24 protein-coding genes are annotated in these 22,874 nt (G+C 68.3%); 7 read left to right on the top strand and 17 right to left on the bottom strand.

Annotated elements, in window-relative coordinates; translation table 11 throughout:
- Positions 1–12: 12 nt before the first annotated feature.
- The gene (locus tag J2126_RS07900; RefSeq protein WP_209485473.1) at positions 13–1,317 is read left to right on the top strand and encodes a methyltransferase domain-containing protein; all 1,305 of its coding nucleotides are present in this window, start codon (positions 13–15) and stop codon (positions 1,315–1,317) included.
- Here the strand turns inward: J2126_RS07900 and J2126_RS07905 are convergent.
- The 7 genes from J2126_RS07905 to J2126_RS07935 all read right to left on the bottom strand — a co-directional run bounded on the left by J2126_RS07905 (position 1,314) and on the right by J2126_RS07935 (position 7,238).
- Positions 1,314–2,009, bottom strand: a complete 696-nt coding sequence (locus J2126_RS07905; protein ID WP_209485475.1) for a GntR family transcriptional regulator — start codon at positions 2,007–2,009, stop codon at positions 1,314–1,316. The two genes, J2126_RS07900 and J2126_RS07905, sit on opposite strands and share 4 nt — an antisense overlap.
- Positions 2,010–2,051: 42 nt before the next feature.
- A complete protein-coding gene (locus J2126_RS07910; protein ID WP_209485477.1) occupies positions 2,052–2,735 on the bottom strand; it encodes a DUF2848 domain-containing protein in 684 nt (227 codons plus the stop codon).
- 90 nt (positions 2,736–2,825) lie between these two features.
- Positions 2,826–3,998, bottom strand: a complete 1,173-nt coding sequence (locus J2126_RS07915; protein ID WP_209485479.1) for an ABC transporter substrate-binding protein — start codon at positions 3,996–3,998, stop codon at positions 2,826–2,828.
- A gap of 29 nt (positions 3,999–4,027) precedes the next feature.
- Positions 4,028–4,753, bottom strand: coding sequence for an ABC transporter ATP-binding protein (locus tag J2126_RS07920; protein ID WP_209485481.1), 726 nt, complete (start codon positions 4,751–4,753; stop codon positions 4,028–4,030).
- 3 nt (positions 4,754–4,756) lie between these two features.
- Positions 4,757–5,530, bottom strand: a complete 774-nt coding sequence (locus J2126_RS07925) for an ABC transporter ATP-binding protein (RefSeq protein ID WP_209485483.1) — start codon at positions 5,528–5,530, stop codon at positions 4,757–4,759.
- Positions 5,530–6,366, bottom strand: coding sequence for a branched-chain amino acid ABC transporter permease (locus J2126_RS07930; RefSeq protein WP_209485486.1), 837 nt, complete (start codon positions 6,364–6,366; stop codon positions 5,530–5,532). The genes J2126_RS07925 and J2126_RS07930 overlap by 1 nt, the downstream gene beginning before the upstream one ends.
- A complete protein-coding gene (locus J2126_RS07935; RefSeq protein WP_169124693.1) occupies positions 6,366–7,238 on the bottom strand; it encodes a branched-chain amino acid ABC transporter permease in 873 nt (290 codons plus the stop codon). The genes J2126_RS07930 and J2126_RS07935 overlap by 1 nt, the downstream gene beginning before the upstream one ends.
- A gap of 469 nt (positions 7,239–7,707) precedes the next feature.
- Between J2126_RS07935 and J2126_RS07940 the strand changes: the two genes are divergently transcribed.
- The 3 genes from J2126_RS07940 to mog all read left to right on the top strand — a co-directional run bounded on the left by J2126_RS07940 (position 7,708) and on the right by mog (position 10,635).
- Positions 7,708–9,414 carry an AAA family ATPase gene (locus J2126_RS07940; protein ID WP_209485488.1) on the top strand — a complete coding sequence of 569 codons (1,707 nt, stop codon included), beginning with the start codon at positions 7,708–7,710 and terminating at the stop codon, positions 9,412–9,414.
- Between the two features lie 268 nt (positions 9,415–9,682).
- Positions 9,683–9,889, top strand: coding sequence for a TOBE domain-containing protein (locus tag J2126_RS07945; RefSeq protein ID WP_209485489.1), 207 nt, complete (start codon positions 9,683–9,685; stop codon positions 9,887–9,889).
- Between the two features lie 212 nt (positions 9,890–10,101).
- Positions 10,102–10,635: a molybdopterin adenylyltransferase gene (gene mog / locus J2126_RS07950; RefSeq protein ID WP_209485491.1), complete on the top strand. Its 534-nt coding sequence runs from the start codon at positions 10,102–10,104 to the stop codon at positions 10,633–10,635.
- A gap of 7 nt (positions 10,636–10,642) precedes the next feature.
- Here the strand turns inward: mog and J2126_RS07955 are convergent, their stop codons facing one another.
- The 6 genes from J2126_RS07955 to fabA form a co-directional block, all read right to left on the bottom strand.
- Positions 10,643–11,533, bottom strand: coding sequence for a cation diffusion facilitator family transporter (locus J2126_RS07955; RefSeq protein WP_209485493.1), 891 nt, complete (start codon positions 11,531–11,533; stop codon positions 10,643–10,645).
- Positions 11,534–11,683: 150 nt separating this feature from the next.
- The gene (locus J2126_RS07960; protein WP_209485495.1) at positions 11,684–12,448 is read right to left on the bottom strand and encodes a DUF4239 domain-containing protein; all 765 of its coding nucleotides are present in this window, start codon (positions 12,446–12,448) and stop codon (positions 11,684–11,686) included.
- A gap of 149 nt (positions 12,449–12,597) precedes the next feature.
- Positions 12,598–13,224, bottom strand: a complete 627-nt coding sequence (locus J2126_RS07965; RefSeq protein ID WP_209485497.1) for a DsbA family protein — start codon at positions 13,222–13,224, stop codon at positions 12,598–12,600.
- 11 nt (positions 13,225–13,235) lie between these two features.
- Entirely contained in the window at positions 13,236–14,084 is an 849-nt protein-coding gene (gene fabI / locus J2126_RS07970) for an enoyl-ACP reductase FabI (RefSeq protein ID WP_209485499.1), read from the bottom strand.
- Positions 14,085–14,222: 138 nt separating this feature from the next.
- On the bottom strand, positions 14,223–15,440 hold the full coding sequence (gene fabB, locus J2126_RS07975; RefSeq protein WP_209485501.1) for a beta-ketoacyl-ACP synthase I: 1,218 nt from the start codon (positions 15,438–15,440) through the stop codon (positions 14,223–14,225).
- Positions 15,441–15,495: 55 nt separating this feature from the next.
- Positions 15,496–16,038 (bottom strand): 3-hydroxyacyl-[acyl-carrier-protein] dehydratase FabA, encoded by a 543-nt coding sequence (fabA, locus tag J2126_RS07980; RefSeq protein ID WP_209489957.1) that lies wholly within the window; start codon positions 16,036–16,038, stop codon positions 15,496–15,498.
- 313 nt (positions 16,039–16,351) lie between these two features.
- Here fabA and mscL point away from each other — a divergent pair, with 313 nt between their 5' ends.
- Entirely contained in the window at positions 16,352–16,816 is a 465-nt protein-coding gene (gene mscL, locus J2126_RS07985; RefSeq protein WP_209489959.1) for a large conductance mechanosensitive channel protein MscL, read from the top strand.
- An 18-nt stretch (positions 16,817–16,834) separates the two neighbouring features.
- Here the strand turns inward: mscL and J2126_RS07990 are convergent, their stop codons facing one another.
- The 4 genes from J2126_RS07990 to J2126_RS08005 all read right to left on the bottom strand — a co-directional run bounded on the left by J2126_RS07990 (position 16,835) and on the right by J2126_RS08005 (position 20,609).
- The gene (locus tag J2126_RS07990; RefSeq protein WP_209485503.1) at positions 16,835–17,839 is read right to left on the bottom strand and encodes a proline iminopeptidase-family hydrolase; all 1,005 of its coding nucleotides are present in this window, start codon (positions 17,837–17,839) and stop codon (positions 16,835–16,837) included.
- Between the two features lie 81 nt (positions 17,840–17,920).
- Positions 17,921–18,991 carry a quinone-dependent dihydroorotate dehydrogenase gene (locus J2126_RS07995; RefSeq protein WP_209485505.1) on the bottom strand — a complete coding sequence of 357 codons (1,071 nt, stop codon included), beginning with the start codon at positions 18,989–18,991 and terminating at the stop codon, positions 17,921–17,923.
- A gap of 8 nt (positions 18,992–18,999) precedes the next feature.
- A complete protein-coding gene (locus J2126_RS08000) occupies positions 19,000–19,698 on the bottom strand; it encodes an orotate phosphoribosyltransferase (protein WP_209485507.1) in 699 nt (232 codons plus the stop codon).
- Positions 19,699–19,994: 296 nt separating this feature from the next.
- Positions 19,995–20,609: a 2-hydroxychromene-2-carboxylate isomerase gene (locus tag J2126_RS08005; protein WP_209485509.1), complete on the bottom strand. Its 615-nt coding sequence runs from the start codon at positions 20,607–20,609 to the stop codon at positions 19,995–19,997.
- A gap of 110 nt (positions 20,610–20,719) precedes the next feature.
- On the opposite strand from J2126_RS08005, the gene J2126_RS25290 reads away from it, so the two are divergent.
- Together J2126_RS25290 and J2126_RS08015 are read left to right on the top strand one after the other, a co-directional pair.
- The gene (locus tag J2126_RS25290; protein WP_209485511.1) at positions 20,720–21,469 is read left to right on the top strand and encodes a phosphatase PAP2 family protein; all 750 of its coding nucleotides are present in this window, start codon (positions 20,720–20,722) and stop codon (positions 21,467–21,469) included.
- Between the two features lie 97 nt (positions 21,470–21,566).
- Positions 21,567–22,796 carry an argininosuccinate synthase gene (locus J2126_RS08015; RefSeq protein WP_209485513.1) on the top strand — a complete coding sequence of 410 codons (1,230 nt, stop codon included), beginning with the start codon at positions 21,567–21,569 and terminating at the stop codon, positions 22,794–22,796.
- Positions 22,797–22,874: the final 78 nt, after the last annotated feature.

Here is a 22,874-nt window from a genome sequence, read left to right on the forward strand (position 1 = left end):
CGGAGGGGCACGATGTCGAGGGACACGCACGCTTTGAGCCTTGCCGACCGGCTGGCGGCCCTGTGGGATCATCTGGGGATCGAGGCCGCTCATGTGGCGACGCAGATGCCGGGCAGCCTCGCGGGCTTCGCCGCGGCCCATCCGGGGCGCATCGCCGGCCTCCTGTTCCACGAGCCGGTGGGCTGCGAGCCCGCGGCCTTCGCGGACGTGGCCGACCGCCTGACAGTGCTCGCCGGAGATGGCGGCACCTCGTCCCAGATCGCCGCCGTGATCGCGGCTGCCCTGCCCGAGAGCCGCCGGCGCGTGCTCGAAGGCTATGCGCAGCCCGGATGGGCGGATCATGTGCGCGACCGCACCGGCGAGGTGATCGCCGCCCTCAAGGACCTGCCGGGCGCGGCCAGCACGCGCGACCGCGCCCCCGAAAGCGGCGCCCATGCGGGCATCAGCTATGACATTCGCGGATCGGGGCCGGCGCTGGTGCTCTTCCCCCTCTTTCTCGCCCCCACCCAGTGGGACGCGGCGCTGCCCCGCCTCGCGGCGGAGTTCACCGTGATCCGCCTGGGCGGCGCGCACCTCGGCGGCGTCGCCCTGCTGGAGGACCGCGCGTCGAGCCCCAGCTATCGCGGCATGTTCACGACGCTCCTCGACATCATCGCTCCCGGCCCGGCGGATCAGGTGCTTGACATGGGCACCGGCTCCGGCGCGCTGGCGCGGATCGCGGCCCGGCGGGCAGGCCACGTCACGGCCTGCGACATCAACCCCTACATGGTGCGGGAGGGCGCGGACCTCGCCGCCACCGCCGGACTGTCCGATCGCATCACCTTTCGCGAGGCGAATGCCGAGCACCTGCCGTTCGCCGACGCCAGTTTCGACCATGCCTACAGCGTGACGGTGCTGGAAGAGTGCGACGCCGACCGCGCCATCGCCGAGCTTTTCCGGGTGGTGAAGCCCGGCGGACGGGTGGGCGTCATCGTCCGCGCCATCGACGGCCGGCACGTCTTCAGTGCCGATCTGCCGGACGCGATCCGGACCAAGGTGGAGGTCGTGCCGCCCATGGTCTCGCCCGGCGGCGTCGCCGATGCGAGCCTCTACCGGCGGATGCGGGCGGCGGGGCTTGTCGATCTCGTGCCCGGTCCGGCCATGCCGTCCTTCGAGACCGGCAGCAGCTTCTGGCGCTTCGTGGTCGGCCGGCTGGAGCCGCGCCTCTCGGCCGGGGAGCTTGAGGTCTTCCGGGCCGCCCTCGCGCAGGCCGAGGCCGAGGGCAAGCTGTTCGTCACCTTCCCCCACCACGGGGTGGTGGGCACGAGGCCGGCCTAAAGCTGCCGGTTGAGGTTCTCGGCGAAGGAGAGGATGTGGGCGCGGGTGGCCTGCTCGGCGGCGTCGGCGTCGCGGGCGGCCAGCGTGTCGACGATGGCGGCGTGCTCATCCACCACGCGGCGGTGGTGGGCGACATCGCGGAGCGAAACGAACCACACCCGCTGCGCCCGCTCGTGCAGATTGCGCAATATCTCGCCCAGCACCGGATTGCGCGCGCCGCCGGAAATGGTGAGGTGGAATTCGCGGTCGAGGGCCATCAGCTCGGTGATGTCCCCGTCCCCGGCGGCGGCGGTGCCCCGCCGCACGTTCTCCTTCAGCGCGGCGATGACGCCTGCATCCGCCCGCTCGGCGGCGAGGCGGGCGCAGAAGCTCTCGTTGAGGAGGCGCACCTCCACCATGTCGCGCACCTCGTCCTGCGTGATGGGACGCACGATGATGCCCTTGCGCGGCAGCACCTCCACCAGGCCGTCGCGCATCAGCCGGTCGAAGGCCTGCCGCACCGGCGTGCGGCCGAGACCGAGGGAGGCAGCCACCTGCGCCTCGCTCAGCGCCTCGCCGGGACGGAAGGCGCACATGATGATGCGCTGCTTGATGGCCTCATAGGCGGTGTCGCGCAGGGAGCGGACCTCGAGGCGGCCCGGCCCGGGCTCCTCCGGCATGGCGTGATCCATGTCGCGCGCGTCGAGCTGCATGGCGCCCCTCCCAGTTGCCCCTGCCCTTTTGCCTGACCGCGCTCAGCCGGCGACGGGCAGGACGGTCACATCATACCCATGACGGATGATCCGGCCCAGCACCGGGTCCTCGATCTCGAACTCGAACCGCTCGGCCGGGCGGATGCCGCCGATGGCCGCGAGCGTGCCGCAGAACATGGCGGTGCCGTCGCCAAAGCCCGGCTCATAGCCGGCGATGATCTCCTGCGGCGGCAGCATCGCCGCAACCGAACCCTGCTGGTAGACCACGCGCGCCCCGTCGATGACGGCATGGGAGCGGATCAGCAGGCTGTCCCAGTGCGGCAGCACCTCGTCCAGCGCCCAGAGGTCGGCGGCGATGGGCTTGTCGCACATCTGCTTGGACACGGTGATGCCGTAGGTCTCGACCTTGCGGTCGGTATGATCGGAGCCGACGCCGAGCCAGCGGCGCCCGCCCGCCTGAAGGATCATGAACTCCACCTCGCCGGACGACTCGGGGCCGGTGGATTCGATCTCCCCCGCCGTGGTGAACCGGGCGGCGGCGACGCGGTAGTAGATGGGTGTCGAGGCCGGGCGGGCGACGCCCAGCTCCTCCAGCTCCACGATGTGCTTCTCCAGCGCGACCTTGTCGCGGCCGGTCCAGCCCGCGATCACCGCATGGCGGATGTCGATCGTCTCCGTGCGGCTCTCGCCGCCGGCGTGGAGGGTGAAGGTGATCTTCGTGCCCATCGGAATCTCTCGTTCAGGAAACTGGGAAAGAGGCCGGCGCCTCCGAAAGGGGGAGGCAAAGGAGGCGCCGGCCGCACGCTCGCGCCGAGGTCAGTTCGGCGTGCGCGTGTCGAGCAGGGTCCACTTTCCGCCCTTCACCTCGAGGATGTAGACCGGCTTCACGGCGTCGCCGTCGGTGAAGGAGATGGCGCCCTCGAGCGCCTGGTAGTCCTTCAGCTTGGCGAGCTGGTCGCGGATGGCGGCGCGCTCCTCGGCGAGCTTCGCCTTGTCGCCGGTGACGCCCGCGCGCTTCATCGCCTCGGAATAGAGATAGACGATGTCGTAGACCGAGGCGTCCATCTGGTTCGGATCGGTGCGGGTCATGCCCGCCGCCTTGGTGCGCTTGCCGAACTCGGCGGTGAAGGCCTTGGTGGTCGCGTTCACCTCGGGGAAGAAGGTGGTGCCGATGGTGAGGTTGTCGCCTGCACCGTCCATGCGCTTGGGCAGCTCGGGATCGGCGATGGTGGTGCCGCCGACGATGCGGGTGGAGACGCCCTGGCGCTTCAGCTCCTTGGCGAGGTTCACCGCGCCCTCGGGCGGCGAGCCGAGGCCGACGATATCCGGCGCCATCTGCTTCAGCTGCGCCACCTGGGGCGACAGGTCGAAGGCGGCGAGCTGGAAGTCCACCGAGCCCTTGGAGGGGATGGCGTACTTCTCGAACATCTTGGGCACCACCACGGTGCCGATGGACTTGGACACCACGTCGTCGGTGGCATAGGCCGCCGCGCCCGAAGCCATGGGCAGCTTCTTGTCCTTGATGGAGGCGAGCACCTGGTCGATGACCTTGCCCTCGTCCGTGGTGTTGCGGAAGCCGTAGGTGAAGCCCTTGGTGAGGCCGGGGGCCGAGGAGGCCATGGACATCTGGGCGATGCCCTCGCGCTCGCCCACCGGGAAGGTGGTGCGCACTTCCGAGGACGAGAACGGGCCGATGACGGCGAGCGCATTGGCATCCTGCGCGAAGGAGCGCAGCGCGGTGGTCGCCTGCTTGGGATCGCCGGCGGTGTCGAACTTCACCACCTTGATCTTCTTGCCGTTGATTCCGCCCTTGGCGTTGATCTCCTCCACCGCCATGTCGACGGCCACCTCATTGGTGTTGGCGAGGCTCACATAGGGGCCGCTCTTGGCCATCATGTAGCCGAGGACCAGTTCGCCCTCGGCCCGCGCGGCACCGGAGGCGACCAGCGCCGCCAGGAGGCCGGCGCCGAACAGCACGCTCTTCTTCATGTCCCGTTCTCCTTTGAAGGTTTGTTGTTTCATTGGGCGGCCGACCCGCCGCCCAGATACGCGTCCTGCAAACGGGGATCGGCCGCGAGCACCTCCGGCGCGCCGGCCATGGCGACGCGGCCGAGTTCGAGCACGGTGGCCGAATGGGCGGCCTTGAGCGCCTTGCCGGTGTTCTGCTCCACGAGCAGCACGGAGAGGCCCTCGGTGTTCAATTCGCGGATGAGATCGAACAGCTTGGAGACGAACAGCGGCGAGAGGCCCAGCGACGGCTCGTCCAGCATCATCAGGCGGGGCTTCGCCATCATGGCGCGGCCGATGGCCAGCATCTGCTGCTCGCCGCCGGAGAGGCAGGAGGCGGCCATGTGGCGGCGCTCGGCGAGGTTGGGGAAGCGGTCGTAGATGGCCGCCATCTCCCGCTCCACCGCCGCCGTGTCGCGCCGCATGTGGGCGCCGAGCCTGAGGTTCTCTTCGACGGTGAGGGTGATGAGGATGCGCCGGCCTTCCGGCACCAGCACCAGCCCCGCGCCCATGCGCCGGTGCGGCGGCAGGCGGGTGATGTCGGTTTCCGCGAAGGCGATGCCGCCCGCCTTGGCCGGCACGGCGCCGAGGATGGCTTTGAGCAAAGTGGACTTGCCCGCGCCGTTGGCGCCGAGCACGGTGACCACCTCGCCCTCGTTCACGGTGAGCGACACGTCCGAGAGCGCCGCGACGCGGCCATAGGCGACGGAGAGGCCGGAGACTTCGAGCAGCGCCATGGTTCAGGCCTCCTCGTCCGTGCCGATATAGGCCTCGCGCACCAGCTTCTCCTGCCGCACGCGGGAGAGCGGACCCTCGGCGATCTTCTCGCCGAAATTCAGCACCACCACGTTCTCGCAGATCGAATCCACGAAGTGCATGTCGTGCTCCACCACGAGGAGGGTGACGCCCTTCGCCATCAGCGCCCTGAGATGATCGCGCAGCGCATTCGTCTCGCTGGGATTGAGACCGGCGGCGGGCTCGTCGAGCATCAGAAGGCTCGCGCCGGCCAGCGTCGCGCGCACGAGGTCGATGCGCTTGCGCACGCCATAGGGCAGCGCGCTAACCATCTCGTCGCCCCAGCGGCCGAGGCCGCTCTCCTCCAGCGCCGCGCGCGCCTCGCGCTTCCAGCGGTGGTTGGGAAAGAGGCGGTAGGGGGTGAGCAGCGCGCCGAGGGAAGAGGCGCGCACGTGCTGGCCCACCAGCAGGTTTTCCAGCACCGAGAGGTGCGGCATCAGCCGGATGTTCTGGAACGAGCGGGCGACGCCGGTGGAGATGCGCTTGCGCGACGGCATGTGCGTCACGTCCTGCCCGTTCACCTCGATGCGCCCGGCATCGACGCCATAGACGCCGCTGACGAGGTTGAACACCGTGGTCTTGCCCGCCCCGTTCGGCCCGATGAGCGCGGTGGTGACGCCCTTCGGCACGGTGAAGGAGAGATCGCGAATGGCGCGCACGCCGGCGAAGGACTTCGACAGGCCGGAGATGGCAAGGGCAGCGGAGGTTGCGGCACTCATCACGCGGCCTCCGCCTTGCGCCGGAACAGGCGGAACAGGGAGGACGTCACCAGCCCCTGCGGCCGCACGGCCATGAACAGGATGATGAAGACGGCGAAGAGGGCGTAGCGCCACTGGTCGGAGGCGCGCAGCAGCTCCGGCACCAAGGTGAAGAAGGCGGCGCCCACCAGCGGCCCCCACACGGTCTGCGTGCCGCCGAACAGCACGTAGAGCACGGTGAAGACCGAGAGCAGCACGTTGAAATGCTGCGCCTCGACGAAATTGTAATGATGCGCGTAGAGCCCGCCGCCGAAGCCGGCCACCGCCGCCCCCAGCGCGAAGGCGGCCACCTTCATGCCGCGCACCGAGACGCCCAGCAGGTCCGCCACCGTCGCGTCGCTCTTCACCGCCGTGAGGCAGAGCGCGAAGCGGGTGCGGGAGATGAGCAGCATCAGCACCACCACCCCCGCCGCCGCCGCATAGACCACGTAAGGCCCGGCATAGTCGGTGACGGGATAGCCCGCAGCGCCGCCCACCACTTCCAGATTGAGGAAGACGGCGGAGATCACCTGCCCGAGGGCGAAGGTCGCCATGGCCAGATAGATGCCGTGGGTGCGCAGCACCGGGACGCCGATGAGCAGGCCCACCAGCCCCGCCAGCCCCGCGCCGAGCGGGATCGCCGCCCACATGGGCCACATATATTCGTTGGTGAGGAAGGCCGAGGCATAGGCGCCGATGGCCATGAAGCCGGCGATGCCGAGGTTCAATTGCCCCGCCGCGAGCGGCAGGTAGACCGCATAGGCGGCGATGACATTGAAGGCGAGGACGACGAGGACGCCCGTCAGATAGCCGCTCATCAGAGCTTCTCCCGGCTGGCGGCGCGGCCCATGAGGCCCTGCGGACGCACGATGAGGATGAGGAGGAGCAGGCCGTAGACGGAGATGTTCACCACGTCCGCGCCGATGAAGGAGATGGACAACACCTCCGCGAGGCCGATGACCAGCCCGCCCAGCACCGCGCCCCAGATGGAGCCCATGCCGCCGACGATCATGGCCGCGACGCCCTTGAAGCCGACGCCCTCGCCCATGAAGGGCGACACCTGCTGGTAGTTCACCGCGAACAGGATGCCGGCCAGCGCCGCCAGCAGCGCCGAGGCAATGAAGAGCTGCGGCACGAGGCGGGAGATGTCGATGCCCATGAGCAGCGCCGTCTCCCTGTTCTCCGCCACGGTGCGGATGCGCCGGCCGCCGGCGGTGGAGGAGAGATACCAGGACAGGAACGTCACGAGGCCGAGGGAGAGCGCCAGCGAAATCAGCTGCGCGATGCCGATGACGAGGCCGCCGAGGCGGATGTTGAGATCGGGGAGCAGGGCCGGGAACGCCTGCTGGTCCGAGCCGTACTGGATCAGCATCAGGTTTTCGAGCAGCACCAGAAAGCCGAGGGAGGAGACCAGCGGCACCTCCGGATCGCCGCCCTGCATGGGCCGGTAGGCGAAGCGCTCCACCAGGAGCGACACGAACGCCGCCGCCGCCAGTGCGCCCGCCGCGGCGATGAGGAAGGGCCAGCCCGCCTTCATCAGCCCGAAGGCGAGCATGCCGCCCACCATGAACAGGCCGGGGAGCGAGAAATTGAGGAAGTTCAGCACGCCGATGGCGAGGGTGAAGGCCACCGCCACCAGCATGTAGATGGCCCCAAGCATGAGGCCGTTGACGATCTGCTGCGCGAGCATGGGCCGGGGCAACCTTCCTCTCGTACGCCGTGACGCGGGCGCCGCCCCTCCCCTCGGCGTCGCCATCGAAGGACGAGCCTTGCGACGGACGGACCTTACGGAAGCGGGGCAGCGATTAGTTTTGATACAAAGCTATTTCGCCCGAGGCTTCAAGCTGAAATTTCAGGCGGATTTCACTGCATTGCAGCATGGCCCCTGGCTGGCCCCGCTCTGAATCCTCATAGGCTTGCGTCGATTCCACAGGATTGTGTGGCCATCGCCTGCCCTTGCCGCAGGCGCCCGCCTGCCCACGCCTGCGGCAGAGCAGCCTTACCCTGTGACCTGCCTGCCGCACCGGACCGACGCCACCGCGTGGCTGCGGCCCCGATCTTGCTCACGGCGCTTCATACCCGTTCGCGATGCCAGGGCGTGTCACAGGTCGGCCAAAAATGTCGAAGCCCCGACATCGTTCGAGACATGAGGCTGCCCCATGAAACTCATCGTCGAACGCCTGGTGGTCGAAAGCCTGGTGGACGCCTTCCCGGACCAGGCGCACCTGCTCGCCCAGCCGCGTCTTTCGAGCCGCATGGAGCTGGGCCTCGACGCGCTGAATCCCGACGAGCTGGCCCACCTGCACGAACTGGTGCTGCGGACGGGCGGCACCACCATTCGCGGGCAGGAGGAGCAGCTCGCCAATCTCGTGGGCGTGTTCCGCGACGATGGGCGGCGGTTCGGGCCGGACGAGTTGGAAGATCTTGCGGGCGCCATCGCGCTTTATTTCGTCAAGCACTGCATCCGGGGCTGGCTGTTCCGCATGAACCCGGCGGGCAAGCCCGAGCCCTATCTCATCACGCGCCTCGACTACACGCCCCCCGGCGAGGAGGAGGCCGGGCGGCTCATCGTGGAATTGAAGGCCAACAACCGCGGCAAGACCCATGTGGAGAACCTGCTGATCCGCTCCAAGGACCTGCGCGGCCTCACCATCCCCGGCACGCTCGCGGCCAAGGGCTGGCTGATGGAGGACGAGGGGCTGCTTGCCTCCTTCGACGACCAGATGGTGCGCTATTATGAGTGGCGCGGGCGCTATGGCGCGCAATTCTCCGGACGCGGCACGGGCCTATTCGCCGAGGACCCCACGGCCAACCGGCGCGACACCGACTGGGCGCGCAAATCCACCGTCGTGCTGTCCTCCTCCGGCAGCGAGGCGCGGCTGGTGAACGACGAGGAACTGCTCGGCGAGCGCACGCTGGGCACGGAGACGTCCGGCTTCTTCCTGGACAAGATCGTGAAGAAGGCGGACAAGCAGAACCTCTTCCACATGGCGGTGGACGAGGCCCTGCGCGCGGCGAAGGACAGCATCCCCAAGGGTGCCTTCACCGACATGCCCGTCCATCCGCTGATCCTGATGTTCCATCTGGAATTGCACCACCATGTGTGGGTGCATGTGGACGACATAAAACCTTACGAATACCACCCGGAACTCAAGCAGAAGCTGGTGCTGCCGCCGGAGCAGACCGACCTCATCGACATTCTCACCGCCGAGATGAACACGCTCATGGACGACGTGGTGGCGGGCAAATCCGGCGGCACCACCGTGCTCTGCGCCGGCCCGCCCGGCGTCGGCAAGACGCTCACCGCCGAGGTCTATTCCGAGATCATCCAGCGCCCGCTCTACCGCGTGCATTCCGGCCAGCTCGGCCTCGACGTGGCCCACATGGAGCAGGCCCTGAAGGATGCGTTGACGCGCGCCCAGCGCTGGGGCGCGGTGATGCTGATCGACGAGGCGGACGTCTACATCAAGCGCCGGCAGGATAACCTCACCATGAATGCGGTGGTGGGCGTGTTCCTGCGTGTGCTCGAATACTTCAACGGCCTCCTGTTCCTCACCACCAACCGGGTGGACGACATCGACGAGGCCATTGTCTCGCGCTGCATCGCCCTCATCAAATATCACTCCCCCGGCCCGGACGACCGGCGGAAGATCTGGCGCGTCATGTGCGACCAGTTCGGCCTCATCCTCTCCAACGAACTGATCGACACCCTGGTGGAGATGTTCCCGGAGACCTCCGGCCGCGACATCAAGGGCCTCGCCAAGCTGGTGGCGAAATACTGCTCGCAGAAGGGCGAGCCGCCCACCATCGATGCCTTCCGCCGCTGCGCCATCTTCCGCGCGCTGGACGTGCCGCCGATGGCCTGATTCCGGCCGTCGGCCTGGCGCCATTCCCCTTGCGGAACTTGGCCCGCCCGGTCCTCGGGCGGGCTCTTTTACGCGGCGGGCCATCCCCCCGCCCTGAACGTGCCGCCGCTCGGCACCGCGTCCGGCCTTCGATAAAGCTATATCCAATTGGAACTAGCATGAGGCTCGTCCCGGTGGTATGGCACGGCCTGGCCTCCGGTTCGTGGTCCCGCGCGGTCTGCGCCCGGCCACCACGGAGGTCCCGGAAAGCGGCAAAAGGATCAGGCACATGAAGGTTTCGGCACGCAATGCCTTCACCGGCACCATTACCGACATCAAGGTCGGCGCGACCACCGCGCATGTGGTGATCGACGTGAACGGCCTCAGGGTCACCGCCTCCATCACCAACGAGGCCGTCCAGGATCTGGGCCTGAAGGTTGGCGGAGAGGCGACGGCCATCGTCAAGTCGTCGGACGTCATCGTTGCGGTCATCTGACGCCACGGCGTGCGCAGCGGGGGACGGGGGCGGCGCGCACCTTGTTGCCGTCGGTCCGGCCCGGCTTCCGGCACAGCCTCCAGCGAAGCGCACGCCGGCGCGCGTGAAGAAATGCGCCGGCGCGGGGCTCCAGGGTGTTTCCCCGATTCCGTGAGGTCGGGAAAGGCTCTAGACTGGCGGGCGAAGCCCCCCATCAGGTTCATCGCCCGCCCATGACTCCCGTCCGCATCGGCATCGTCACCATCTCGGACCGCGCCAGCGCCGGCACCTATGAGGATCTGAGCGGCCCGGCCATCGAGGCCTGGCTACGTCACGCCATCACCAGCCCCTGGGTCTCCGATTACCGGATCATCCCGGATGGGTTCGAGAGCGTGCGCGACACCCTCATCGCCCTCTGCGACGACGAGCGCATGGACCTCATCTGCACCACGGGGGGCACCGGCCCTTCCCCGCGCGATCTCACGCCGGAGGCCATGGCGGCGGTGATCGAGAAGCCGCTCGCCGGCTTCGGCGAGCAGATGCGGCGCATCAGCCTGAATGAGGTGCCCACCGCCATCCTGTCGCGGCAGGAGGCCGGCGTGCGCGGCAAGACGCTGATCGTGAATTTGCCCGGCAAGCCCGCGTCCATCGCCGTGTGCCTTTCGGCGGTGTTCCCGGCCATTCCCTATTGCCTGGACCTCATCGGCGCCGGGCGGATCGAGACCGACCCCGACGTGTGCGCCGCCTTCCGGCCGAAAGGCGCGTAAGGCAGCCTCAGACCACCACCACGCCGCGGTGCTTGGCCTCGCCCTCGGGCTCCACATGGATGGTGATGATCGCATCGTCCATGTCGCGCTCGAAGGCGTTCTCGATGCGGTCGCAGATGTCGTGGGCGGCGGCCACCGTCATGTCGCCAGGCACCACCAGATGGAACTCCACGAAGGTGATGCGCCCGGCATGGCGGGTGCGCAGATCGTGCGCCTCGATGGCGCCGGCGGCATGGAGCGAGACCAGCTCGCGGATGCGCGCCACCACGTCCGGCGGCGGGGCGGCATCCATCAGGCCGCCCACGGATTCCTTCATGAGCGACCAGCCGGTCCACAGCACATTGAGCGCCACGAGGCCGGCAATCAGCGGATCGAGCACCGGCCAGCCGGTGACGGGCACCAGCACGAAGCCGATCAGCACGCCGCCGGAGGTGACCACATCGGTCAGCACATGCCGGCCGTCGGCGACCAGGGCCGGCGAACGCATGGCCTTGCCCACCCGCAGCAGCACGACGCACCAGATGGCGTTGATGACCGTCGCCGCGCCGTTGATGAGCATGCCGGTGAACGGCTGCTCGGGCAGGCGCGGGTCGAGGAAGCCGAAATAGGCCTCCCGCATGATGGTGACGGCCGCCACCACCACCAGCACGCCTTCCAGCACGGCGGAGATGTATTCCGCCTTGTGGTGGCCGAACTGGTGGTTGTCGTCGGCGGGACGCGCGGAGACGGTGATGGCGAACAGCGCGGCGGCCGAGGCGGCGACGTTGATGATGCTTTCCAGCGCATCCGACAGCAGCGCCACCGAGCCGGTGACCCACCAGGCCAGCGTCTTCAGGCCGAGGACGATGGCACCGACGAGCACGCTCGCCGCCGCGATCCAGAGCACCTTGCGGCTCATGTCGGCCTCCATTCTGCGAACCGTCGGGGGCGGTCCCGCGGGTCCGTCCCCGGCGGTCGGCAGGACGTACAGAACCCCACGCCCCGGCGCAACCGCGCCGGGGTCGCACTCCCGGACACGCGTGAGGTTACACCCGCCTTACACCGCCCCTCAGGGCAGCTTCATGTGCTCGAGCGCGCGCTGGAAGGCCTCGGGTCCCACCATGATGACGCCATCGAACGGCGAGCTCATCTCCAGAATGAGGAAGATCGCCGCCGCGAGCGAGAGGGCACACAGGGGAAAGGCGCTGAGCGATACCAGGTTGGTGGGGGAGAACAGGCCGAAGCTCGTGAAGATCAGCGTCAGCCAGACGATGAGCACGACGATGAACACCGGAGGCACCTCGGTGACGCTCTCGGAGATCAGCGTCCAGCGCAGCGCATTGAGCGAGCGGAACCGCTCAAGCGCTTCCGCCCTGAGGTCGGTCTCCTCGGGGTTCTTCGGGTCCAGCATGCGGATGTCGTGACCGACGACTTCCAGCTTCTGCTCGGAATCGAGGCTACCCACCACCACCGGCGGGCCGTTGGGATCCGGCCAGGTCTCCTTGATGGCGTGCACGGCGTAGGCGCGCAGGGCCTCGCGCGCCGGCTTGGCGTCCGGCCCATAGTGCTGGAGCGTGGCATCGAGGATGGTGAGGAGCGTCGCGTACTGCTGCACGTCCTTGCCGGTGGTGTCGAAATTGCCCTTCACCGAGGCGGTCATCAGGCCGAGGATCAGCGAGGCCATGGCGGCGACCATGCCGACGCCCAGCTTCACCGCCTCCTGCGTCTCCTTGGAGAGGTGATGCGCCTTCAGCCAGCGCTGCGCGCCCATGCCGAACAGCGCCCCGCCCTCGAGGGCGAGAAAGACCAGTATCGCGACCTGCCACGCCTGCATGGCTTCCCCCCGGCCTGCACGTCCGTTCAGCTTTTGTCGGACGATCGGCGCAGGCGACCGAACGTTCGCCCGATACGACGCCGGCTTTGCAGCGTAAAGAAAGAAAATCGCGCGCCCCCGCTTTGCCGCAACGGGAGCCGGGGCGGCGATCAGCGGGCGGCGGCGGCGATCAGCGCCCGCTTGCGGGCGAGGTCCGCATAGCCGGCGATCACCTCGGCCCCGATCACATAGGCGGGGGTTTCCAGCACCCTCAGCGCGGCGGCCAGCGCCACACCTTGGGTAAGGATGTCGGTGATGTCCGGCTGGTTGGCGGCGCGGAACACCTTGTAGTGGTCCAGCCCCTCGGCGCGCACCACGTTCAGCGCCTTCACCCCGTCGATCTCGCCGGTGGTGGCGGCGAGCGCCAAATAGAAGTCGCCGAACTTCGCCGGCTGCATGGCGAGCACCGCCAGCGCCACCCGTGCCGCCTCGATGGAGCCCACGCCCACGCGCGGCGTCTGCACGATGGCATAGGCGAGCTTCGCATCGCCGGCGAGCAGCTCGCGCATGTCGAAGGCGGAGCGGCGCCAGTCGGGGGCGTTGAAATCCACCAGCTCGACGACGAGGGGGGTGGTCTTCTCCGCTCCCAGCACCGCCTTGCCGGGCATGGCGTCCAGCAGCTTGCGCGCCTCGGGGGAGAGGGGATCGGCGAAGGCGGGGGATGCCGCGACCGCGATCAGCCCGGCACAGGCGGCGAGCAGTTCCCGGCGGGAGAGCGGGCGGAAGGGCACGCCCATGTCCGCCGGCCTTATTCGGCCGCCTTGGTCGGCACCTCGGAGGCGGCCTGCGCCTCCGCATCCTCCTGCGCCTTCAGCACGTCCGGGTGCGGCATGGAGATGATGTTGTAGCCGGAATCGACGAAATGGACCTCGCCGGTCACGCCGGCCGAAAGGTCGGAGAGGAGATAGAGGGCCGAGCCGCCCACCTCCTCGATGCTGACCGTGCGGCGCAGGGGCGCGTGGCGCTTCTGGTAGTTGAACATCACCCGCGCATCGGCGATGCCGGCGCCCGCCAGAGTGCGCACCGGGCCGGCGGAGATGGCGTTGACGCGGATGCCCACGGGGCCGAAATCCGCTGCGAGATACCGCACCGAGGCTTCCAGCGCCGCCTTGGCCACGCCCATCACATTGTAATTGGGCATGACGCGGGTGGAGCCGCCATAGGTGAGGGTAATCAGCGAGCCGCCCTCGGTCATCAGCGCGGCGGCGCGCTTGGCGATCTCGGTGAAGGAGAAGCAGGAGATCACCATGGTGCGGGAGAAGTTCTCCCGGCTGGTGTCGGCATAGCGGCCCTTCAGCTCGGACTTGTCGGAGAAGGCGACGGCGTGGACGAGGAAGTCGATGCTGCCCCAGGCCTCCTTCAGCGCGGCGAACACCGCGTCCACGCTGGCGAGGTCTTCCACGTCGCACGGCAGCATGAGGGAGGAGCCGACGCTCGATGCCAGCGGCTTGACGCGCTTGGCCACCTGCTCGCCCTGGTAGGTGAAGGCGAGTTCCGCGCCCTGACCCGCCAGCGCCTTGGCGATGCCCCAGGCGATGGAATGATCGTTGGCGACACCCATCACCAGGCCGCGCTTGCCCTTCATCAGGTCCTGCATAACCTACCCTCTCGCGCCTGAGACGCCGATAGCAGACGGCGCCCGGCCGCGCCATCGCGTTCCGGCCGGCGCCGCCTCACCATTGATGACCGATCCTGACCGCCGCCTTCGGGCCGAGCGGTCAGGCGTCCAGCACCGTCACGCGTCGACGTGCTTGATGACGAGGCTGGCATTGGTGCCGCCGAAGCCGAAGCCGTTCGAGAGCACATGCCCGAGCGTCACGTTGTCCACCCGCTGGCGCACGATGGGCATGTCGGCGAAGGCCGGGTCCATCTCCTCGATGTTGGCGCTCTCGGCGATGAAGCCGTTCTGCATCATGAGGATGGAATAGATCGCCTCGTGCACGCCGGTGGCGCCCTGCGAGTGGCCGGTGAGCGACTTGGTGGCCGAGATGGGCGGGCACGTGTCGCCGAACACGGCGCGGATCGCCTCGATCTCCTTGAGATCGCCGATGGGCGTCGAGGTGGCGTGCGGGTTGATGTAGTCGATGGGCGCCTTGATGCCCGCGATGGCGAGCTTCATGGCGCGCTCGGCACCCTCGCCCGAGGGGGCCACCATGTCCACGCCGTCAGAAGTGGCGCCATAGCCGGCGATTTCGCCATAGATGCGCGCCCCGCGCGCCTTGGCGTGCTCCAGCTCTTCCAGCACGAGGACGCCGGCGCCGCCGGAGATGACGAAGCCGTCGCGGTTCTTGTCATAGGCGCGGGAGGCCACGGCCGGGCGGTCGTTGTAGCTGGACGACATGGCGCCCATGCCGTCGAACAGCACGGAGAGGGTCCAGTGCAGATCCTCGCAGCCGCCGGCGAAGATGATGTCCTGCTTGCCGTACTGGATCAGCTCGTAGGCGTTGCCGATGCAGATGTTGGTGGTCGCGCAGGCGGCCGAGATGGAATAGCTCAGGCCCTTGATCTTGAACCAGGTCGAGAGCGTCGCCGAGGCGGTGGAGCCCATGGCCTTGGGCACCGCGAACGGGCCGACGCGCTTCGGCCCCTTCTCGCGGGTGATGTCGGCCGAATCCACGATGGTCTTGGTGGAGGAGCCGCCCGATCCCATGACCAGGCCGGTGCGGATGTTGGACACCTCGTTCGGCTCAAGGCCCGAATCGCGGATGGCCTGCTCCATGGCCACGTGGTTCCACGCGGTGCCGCCGCCGTGGAAGCGCATGGCGCGGCGGTCGACGACCTCTTCCGCGTTCAGGGTCGGCGCACCGTGCACCTGGGAGCGGAATCCGAGCCGGGAATAGTCCTCGGCGAAGGAAATACCGCTCTTGGCTTCGCGCAGGCTGGCAAGAACCTCCTGCGTGTTGTTGCCGATGGACGAGACGATGCCCATCCCGGTGACGACGACGCGCCGCATGTCAAATCCCCATTGGAGTGCACCCAGTGTCGCCGCAGATCGTGGCGAGGCCTTGTCAGGCGCTCGCGGCGCCTGCGGGCTGGGGTGCCGTCTCGGCCTGGAACAGGCCCACCTTCAGATCCTTGGCGCGGTAGATCACCTCGCCGTCCGCCGCCAGCCAGCCGTCGGCGATCCCGAGCACGAGCTTGGAGCGCATGACGCGCTTGAACTCGATGCCGTAGACCACCTTCTTCACGCCTGGGAGCACCTGGCCGGAAAATTTCAGTTCGCCGAGGCCCAGCGCCCGGCCGCGGCCGGACGATCCGAGCCAGCCGAGATGGAAGCCCACGAGCTGCCACAGGGCGTCAAGGCCGAGGCAGCCGGGCATCACGGGATCGCCCTTGAAGTGGCAGGCGAAGAACCAGAGGTCCGGGTTCACGTCCAGCTCGGCGCGCACCATGCCCTTGCCGAATTCGCCGCCGGTCTCCGAAATTTCGGTGATGCGGTCGAACATCAGCATGGGCGGCAGCGGCAATTGCGCGTTTCCGGCCCCGAACAGCTCGCCACGTCCGCACGCGAGGAGATCCTCATAATCGAAGCTGGTCTGCCGGTCCGCCATTCTTGCCAGTGTCGCCATTTGTTCCCCTGTACTGTCCGGAAGGGCAGCCGGGGGTTGCTGTTGATGAGCCCGGAAGGCCCGCCCCCGCCATCGGTGGCGGGCACTCCCTAACATAGGCAAGGGCGCGCTCAAAGTCATGAAAGCGTCACGCGCGGCACGATGCGCGCGTTATCCGGCCGCGCCGGGCGAACCGGATCGGCTGCGCGAACGTTGCCGTCAGGGGCGAGGGGGTATGCTATGGCGCGGGGGCCGAACGACCCGGTGCCCCATGGCGCGCGCCCCGACGCGACACTGGCTGGAGCATGGCATGCCGATTCTGAAGGAATTCAAGGAGTTCGCGGTCCGCGGCAACGTGGTGGACCTCGCCGTCGGCGTCATCATCGGCGCGGCATTCGGCAACATCGTCACCTCGCTGGTGGGCGACGTGTTCATGCCGGTGATCGGCGCCGTCACGGGCGGGCTGGACTTCTCGAACTATTTCGTTCCGCTCTCCAAGACCGTGACCGCCGACAACCTCGCCGACGCGAAGAAACAGGGTGCGGTACTGGCGTATGGGTCCTTCATTACGATCGCCATCAATTTCATCATCGTGGCGGGCGTGCTCTTCCTGGTGGTGCGTGGCATCAATGCGCTACGCCGGGCCGAGGCCGGCAAGCCGCCCGCCGCGCCAACCAAGAGCGAGGCCCTGCTGATGGAGATTCGCGACCTGCTCGCTTCCGACCGGCCCGCCGCCCGCCCCCCGGCGACCCCCGCGCCCCCGTCCCCGCCGACCATGTGAGCGCGGACGCCCGCCGGCTCAGGGCTTCGCACCCTGCGCCGCCAGCGCGTCCTGCCGCTTGAGGAAACCCCGCACCACCGCCACCGACTCGTCGGGGCGGTCGTTGAAGATGCCGTGGGCGGCGCCCGGGATCACCGCGAACTCGGCGCCGCCGGGCACCTGCTCCGCGAAGGCCGCGACGGTGGAGATGCGCGTCTCGTCATATTGGCCGACGACAAACAATGTGCGTGCCCCGTCGAGGCGCGCCAAGAACGGCTCTCCGTCATAATCCTTCAGCGTGCCGGTCTGGGTGAACTCGCCGGCGCCGTTCATGGCCACGTAGAGCTTTTCGTTGAGCTTCAGATTGTGCGCCGTCTCATAGGTCTTGCGCATGGCGGGCAGCGGCTCGCGCCGGTTGAAGGCGGCGTAGAAGGCCCCCGACGCCGCATCGCAGGTGGCCGGCGGGGGCGGGGCGGTGCCCTCGCAGGCGTCGATCACCTTCTGCACGTCGGCGGGGAGCGCGGCGCGGCGGGCGGCGACGTCCGCGATCCAGCTTTTCCCCGAGATATAAGGGCTGGCCAGCACCAGCCCGGCCAGCGTCGCCGGCTGGCGCGCCGCCCATTCCAGGGCGATGGTCGCGCCCCAGCTGTGGCCGAGCACATGAAAGCGCGGCAGGCCCAAAGCGGCGCCGACGGCATCGATCTCGTCGGCGAAGCGCGCGACGGTCCAGTTGGCGGGATCATCGGGATGGTCGGAGCGGCCACTGTCGAGCTGGTCGTAGAGCACCACCATGCGCTCGTCCGCCAGTTCCAGCGGGTCGTGGAAGGTGGAATGCATCCCGCCTGGCCCGCCGTGGAGGAGCAGCACCGGCAGCCGGCCGCCCGCGCTCGTCCCGTTGGTGCGGACGTAGACCCGCCCGCCCTTGACCGGAACCATCAGCTCCCGCTCCGCCGGTGGGAAGACCGCCGGCCGGGCGACGGCAGGCGCGGCGAACGCCGCCGCGCCGAGGAGAGAGAGGAAGGCGCGTCGATCCAGCCCGGCCATGGTGCCCCGCCGTCAGGAGGAAGGAGCGTCACGGGTATCATAGTAGCCGCCGCGGTCAAGCGGCGCGCCACCGGACAGGAGTCAGCGGAAATCCGCGCCCACCGCATCCGCCACATGGGCGAAGCCATCGGCCTTCAGGCGGGCGGCGAGGTCCGTCTTGATGCGGCCGACAAGGCCGGGGCCGTGGAACACCAGCGCCGAATAGAGCTGCACGAGGCTCGCCCCGGCCCGGATCTTGGCATAGGCATCCGCGCCCGAGCTGATACCGCCCGAGCCGATGACCGGAATCCTGCCGCCCACGAGGCGGTAGAGCGCGCCCAGCCGCTCGGTCGAGAGCGTCATGAGCGGCTTGCCGGAGAGGCCACCGGCCTCGCCTTTGTGCCCGCTCTTCAGGCTCGGCGGGCGCGACAGGGTGGTGTTGCCCATGATGATGCCGTCGATGCCAGTCTCCAACGCCACCTCGGCCACGTCGGCGAGGCCTGCGTCGTCGAGGTCGGGCGCGACCTTCACCAGCAGCGGCGGGCGCTCCTTGGGGTCCGGCACCGAGGCGTTGCGCACGCCGACGAGGTGGGCGAGCAGCGCCTCCATCTCCGCCCGCGCCTGCAGGGCGCGCAGGCCCGGCGTGTTGGGGGAGGAGATGTTGCACACGATATAATCGGCGAGCCGGCAGGTGGCGGACACGCCGGCGGCGTAATCCTCCAGCGTGTCCTCGCTCTCCTTGTTCTTCCCCACGTTGGCGCCGAGGATGCCCTTGCCGCCCGCCGAGCGGCGCTTGGCCAGCCGGTAGACGAAGGGGGCGAGGCCCTCGCTGTTGAAGCCGAAGCGGTTGATGACCGCCTCGTCCTCTTCCAGCCGGAACAGGCGCGGCTGCGGGTTGCCGGGCTGCGGACGGGGCGTGACCGTGCCCATCTCGGCGAAGCCGAAGCCCATCTTCAAAAGGCCGTCCGCCACCTCGCAATGCTTGTCGAAGCCGGCGGCGAGGCCCACGGGATTGGGGAAATCGAGGCCCCAGACGCGGGTCGCGAGCACCGGGTCGTCATGGCCGGAGAGGTCCGGCATCAGACCCTTCGCAAGGGCGCGGACGGCATAGCCGTGCGCGCGCTCGGGGGTCACCAGCCCGAGCAAGGGCCGAACGAGGGCGTAGAGTTCCATCTAGGGCGTCACTCGCCGGTGGTGGCGGTGCCGCCGTGGGCCTTGGACCAGGCATGCGGATCGTTGAGGAACGATTCGATCTCGGCCACCTGCTTGGATTCGAAGCGGTTCATCTTCTTCACCTGCGCCAGCACGTCCCACCAGGTGGCGAGGCGGTGGAGGCTGAGGCCGGCGCCGTCCAGGATGCCCGCCGCCTCGGAGAAGATGTCGTAATAGAAGAACACGAAGCAGTGCGAGCACTCCGCCCCGGCGTCACGCAAGGCGTTGACGAAATTGACCTTGCTCTTGCCGTCGGTGGTCAGGTCCTCGACGAGGAGCACCCGCTCGCCGGGGGCGAGGTGGCCCTCGATCTGGGCGTTGCGGCCGAAGCCCTTGGGCTTCTTGCGCACATACTGCATGGGCAGCATCATACGGTCCGCGACCCAGGCGGCGAAGGGAATGCCCGCCGTCTCGCCGCCCGCCACCGTGTCGAACTGCTCGTAGCCGATGTCGCGGTAGATGGTGGAGATGCCGAAATCCACCAGCGTCTGGCGCACGCGCGGGAAGGAGATGAGGCGGCGGCAGTCGATATAGACCGGGCTGGCCCAGCCCGACGTGAAGATGAAGGGCTCTCCCGAGGAAAAGCGCACCGCCTCGACCTCGAGCAGCATCCGCGCCGTCTGCTCGGCGATGGTAGCCTTGTCCGGGAAAGCAGTGACATTCGCCATGGGGAAAGCCTTCGTCGCGGTTTCGTCGCTTGTGTGTGACGCGCATATATCAGAGCCGGGCGGCATTGCGACAGGCCCGGTGACGCGGCGCGGGAAAAAGGCGCGTCCTCGGGAGAGTGGTGTCATCCCCCGGCCTGTCCGGGGGATCCACGTCTCCATTCGTCAGGATAAGAATCCCGACAGCGCGCTCGGCGGCGGTGTGGATCCCCCGCACAAGGAGGGGGATGACAGACCCGAGGGGGTCGAGCCTTGAACGCGCCTCCCGCTTACGCCGCAGATGATGCACGACGGGCGGCTCACGCCGCCCGGGCGAGGCGCCGGGCGTGCTCCAGCGCCATCTCCAGCCGGTCGTTGCCCCAGAACAGCTCGCCATCGGCGGTGAAGAAGGTGGGGGCGCCGAATACGCCGCGGGCCTGCGCCTCCTCGGTCTGGGCGCGCAGGCGCGCCTTGTTCACCTCGGATTCGGCATCGGCGATCACCTCGTCCCAGAAATGGCCGAGACCGGCGAGCACCTGCCGGACGGTCTCCCGGTCCGAAATGTCGCGGCCCTGCTCGAATTCGGCGGAGAACAAGGCGCGGGTGAAGGCGGGCCGGCAGGCGTCGTTGAGGTGGATCGCCACCCGCGCCGCCAGGAGCCCGTTGGCCGGAAAGGTCGCGGGCCTGGTGATGGGCGGCAGGCGCTGGGCGCTCGCGAGGCGGTCGAGATCCCGCCACATATGCGCGCCCTTCAGGGGATAGACGTTGGACGGCGAGCTTGTGTAGCCCTGCGCGGCGAAGATGGGGCCGAGCAGGAAGGGTTTCCAGTTCACCCGCACGTCCGCCAGCTCGGCCAAGGCGGCGATGCGGCAGGCGGCGAGGTAGGAATAGGGCGAGGCGAACTCGTAGTAGAAATCGAGGCTGCCGCTGGCCATGGGCTCCTCCGGCCTGTACATCGCGGCGGAAGAGTGCGGCGGGGCGGCCTCGGCGTGCAAGGGTCTGGATCAATCGGCTGGATCAATCCCGGAATGGAGCTGGCGACGCGGTGAAGTGGGTCCTGTTCTTCGCGCTGGTGATCGGGGCCGCCGTGGCGATCCTGTTCACCGTGTTCCCTGAGTGGGACCTGGCCATCTCCGGCCTGTTCTGGAACGCCACGCGCCACGTGTTCGGCGTCGCCGGCCTCGGCTGGGCTGCCAAAGTGCGGACCCTCGCCAACTGGCTGCCCTGGATCTTCGCCGGTCCGGCCTTCGCCGCCATCATCCTCAAGCTCATTTTTCCCCGGGGCAAAATGTTCATGCCGGCGCGGGCGGCGGTGCTGCTCGCCGTCACCATGGCGCTGGGGCCAGGCCTTCTCGTCAACGGCATCTTGAAAGAGCATTGGGGCCGGCCGCGCCCGGTGCACGTGGATACCTTCGGCGGCAAGGAGACCTTCCGCCCCTGGTACGCCACCGACGGCACCTGCCCCACCAACTGCTCCTTTGTCTCGGGCGAAGGGTCCCTCGGCTTCTGGCTCGTCGCCCCTGCGAGCCTCGTGCCCGGACCGGCGGGGGCGGTGGCGATGGTCGCGGCGGTCTCCTTCGGCGCGCTGGCCGGGGGATTGCGCATCGCCTTCGGCGGCCACTTCTTCACCGACGTGGTGTTTTCCGGCGTTCTGGTCATCCTGCTCATCGTCGGCATGCGGCTGTGGCTCTACGACCGGCCACGCAGCCCCACCGATGCCTCTGTGGAAGACGCCATCGGCAACGCCGGCCTCGCGCTTCAGGCGGGCCTGCGCCGGCTTCTTGGCAGGACCTGACGGGCGACCTGCCCCCATCCTTGACCGAGACGGCTTGCCAGAGCGCCGCGCGCGCCTATAGTCCGCGCCGATTTTCCCCGAACATCCGAGAGACGTGATGGCGCGTGACGTGAAGAAGGTGGTGCTGGCCTATTCCGGCGGGCTCGACACCTCGGTCATCCTCAAATGGCTTCAGACCACCTACAATTGCGAGGTCATCACCTTCACCGCCGACCTCGGCCAGGGCGAGGAGCTGGAGCCGGCGCGCAAGAAGGCGGAGCTGCTCGGCATCAAGCCCGAGAACATCTTCATCGAGGACGTGCGCGAGGAATTCGTGCGGGACTATGTGTTCCCCATGTTCCGCGCCAATGCGCTGTATGAAGGGCTGTATCTGCTCGGCACCTCCATCGCCCGTCCCCTGATCGCCAAGAAGCAGATCGAGATCGCCCGTAAGATGGGTGCGGACGCGGTGTCCCACGGCGCCACCGGCAAGGGCAACGACCAGGTGCGCTTCGAGCTGGGCTACTACGCCCTTGAGCCGGACATCACCGTCATCGCCCCCTGGCGCGAGTGGGATTTGACCTCCCGCACCCGCCTGCTGGAGTTCGCCGAGGCGCACCAGATCCCCATCGCCAAGGACAAGCGCGGCGAGGCGCCCTTCTCGGTGGACGCGAACCTCCTGCACTCCTCCTCCGAGGGCAAGGTGCTGGAAGACCCGGCCGACGACGCGCCGGAATATGTCTACCAGCGCACCATCTCGCCGGAGGAAGCCCCCGACGAGGCCACCCTCATCACCATCGCCTTCGACAAGGGCGACGCGGTGGCCATCAACGGCGAGGCGCTCTCCCCCGCCACCCTGCTCACCAAGCTCAACGAGCTCGGCAAGGCCAACGGCATCGGCCGCCTCGACCTCGTGGAGAACCGCTTCGTCGGCATGAAGAGCCGCGGCATCTACGAGACCCCCGGCGGCACCATCCTTTTGGCCGCACATCGCGGCATCGAGAGCATCACGCTCGACCGCGGCGCGGCGCACCTCAAGGACGAGCTGATGCCCCGCTATGCGGAGCTGATCTATAACGGCTTCTGGTTCTCCCCGGAGCGCGAGATGCTGCAGGCGGCGATCGATTACTCGCAGGCCTATGTGACCGGCGAGGTGACGGTGAAGCTCTACAAGGGCAATGCCACCGTCATCGGCCGCAAGAGCCCCTATTCGCTCTACAATCAAGAGCTTGTGACGTTCGAGGAAGGCGCCGTCGCCTACGATCACCGCGACGCCGCCGGCTTCATCAAGCTCAACGCCCTGCGCCTGCGCACGCTGGGCTCGCGCGCCCGCAAGATCTCCGAATAGGGATCTCCCCGAGCGGGGTTCCGTCTCTGGCGCACGGCGCAGTTTGCGCTTTGCGCCAGAGGTTCGATCGGACACACT

The sequence above is a fragment of the Xanthobacter flavus genome, assembly GCF_017875275.1.
In the GTDB taxonomy this organism is placed as follows: Bacteria; Pseudomonadota; Alphaproteobacteria; order Rhizobiales; family Xanthobacteraceae; genus Xanthobacter; species Xanthobacter flavus_A.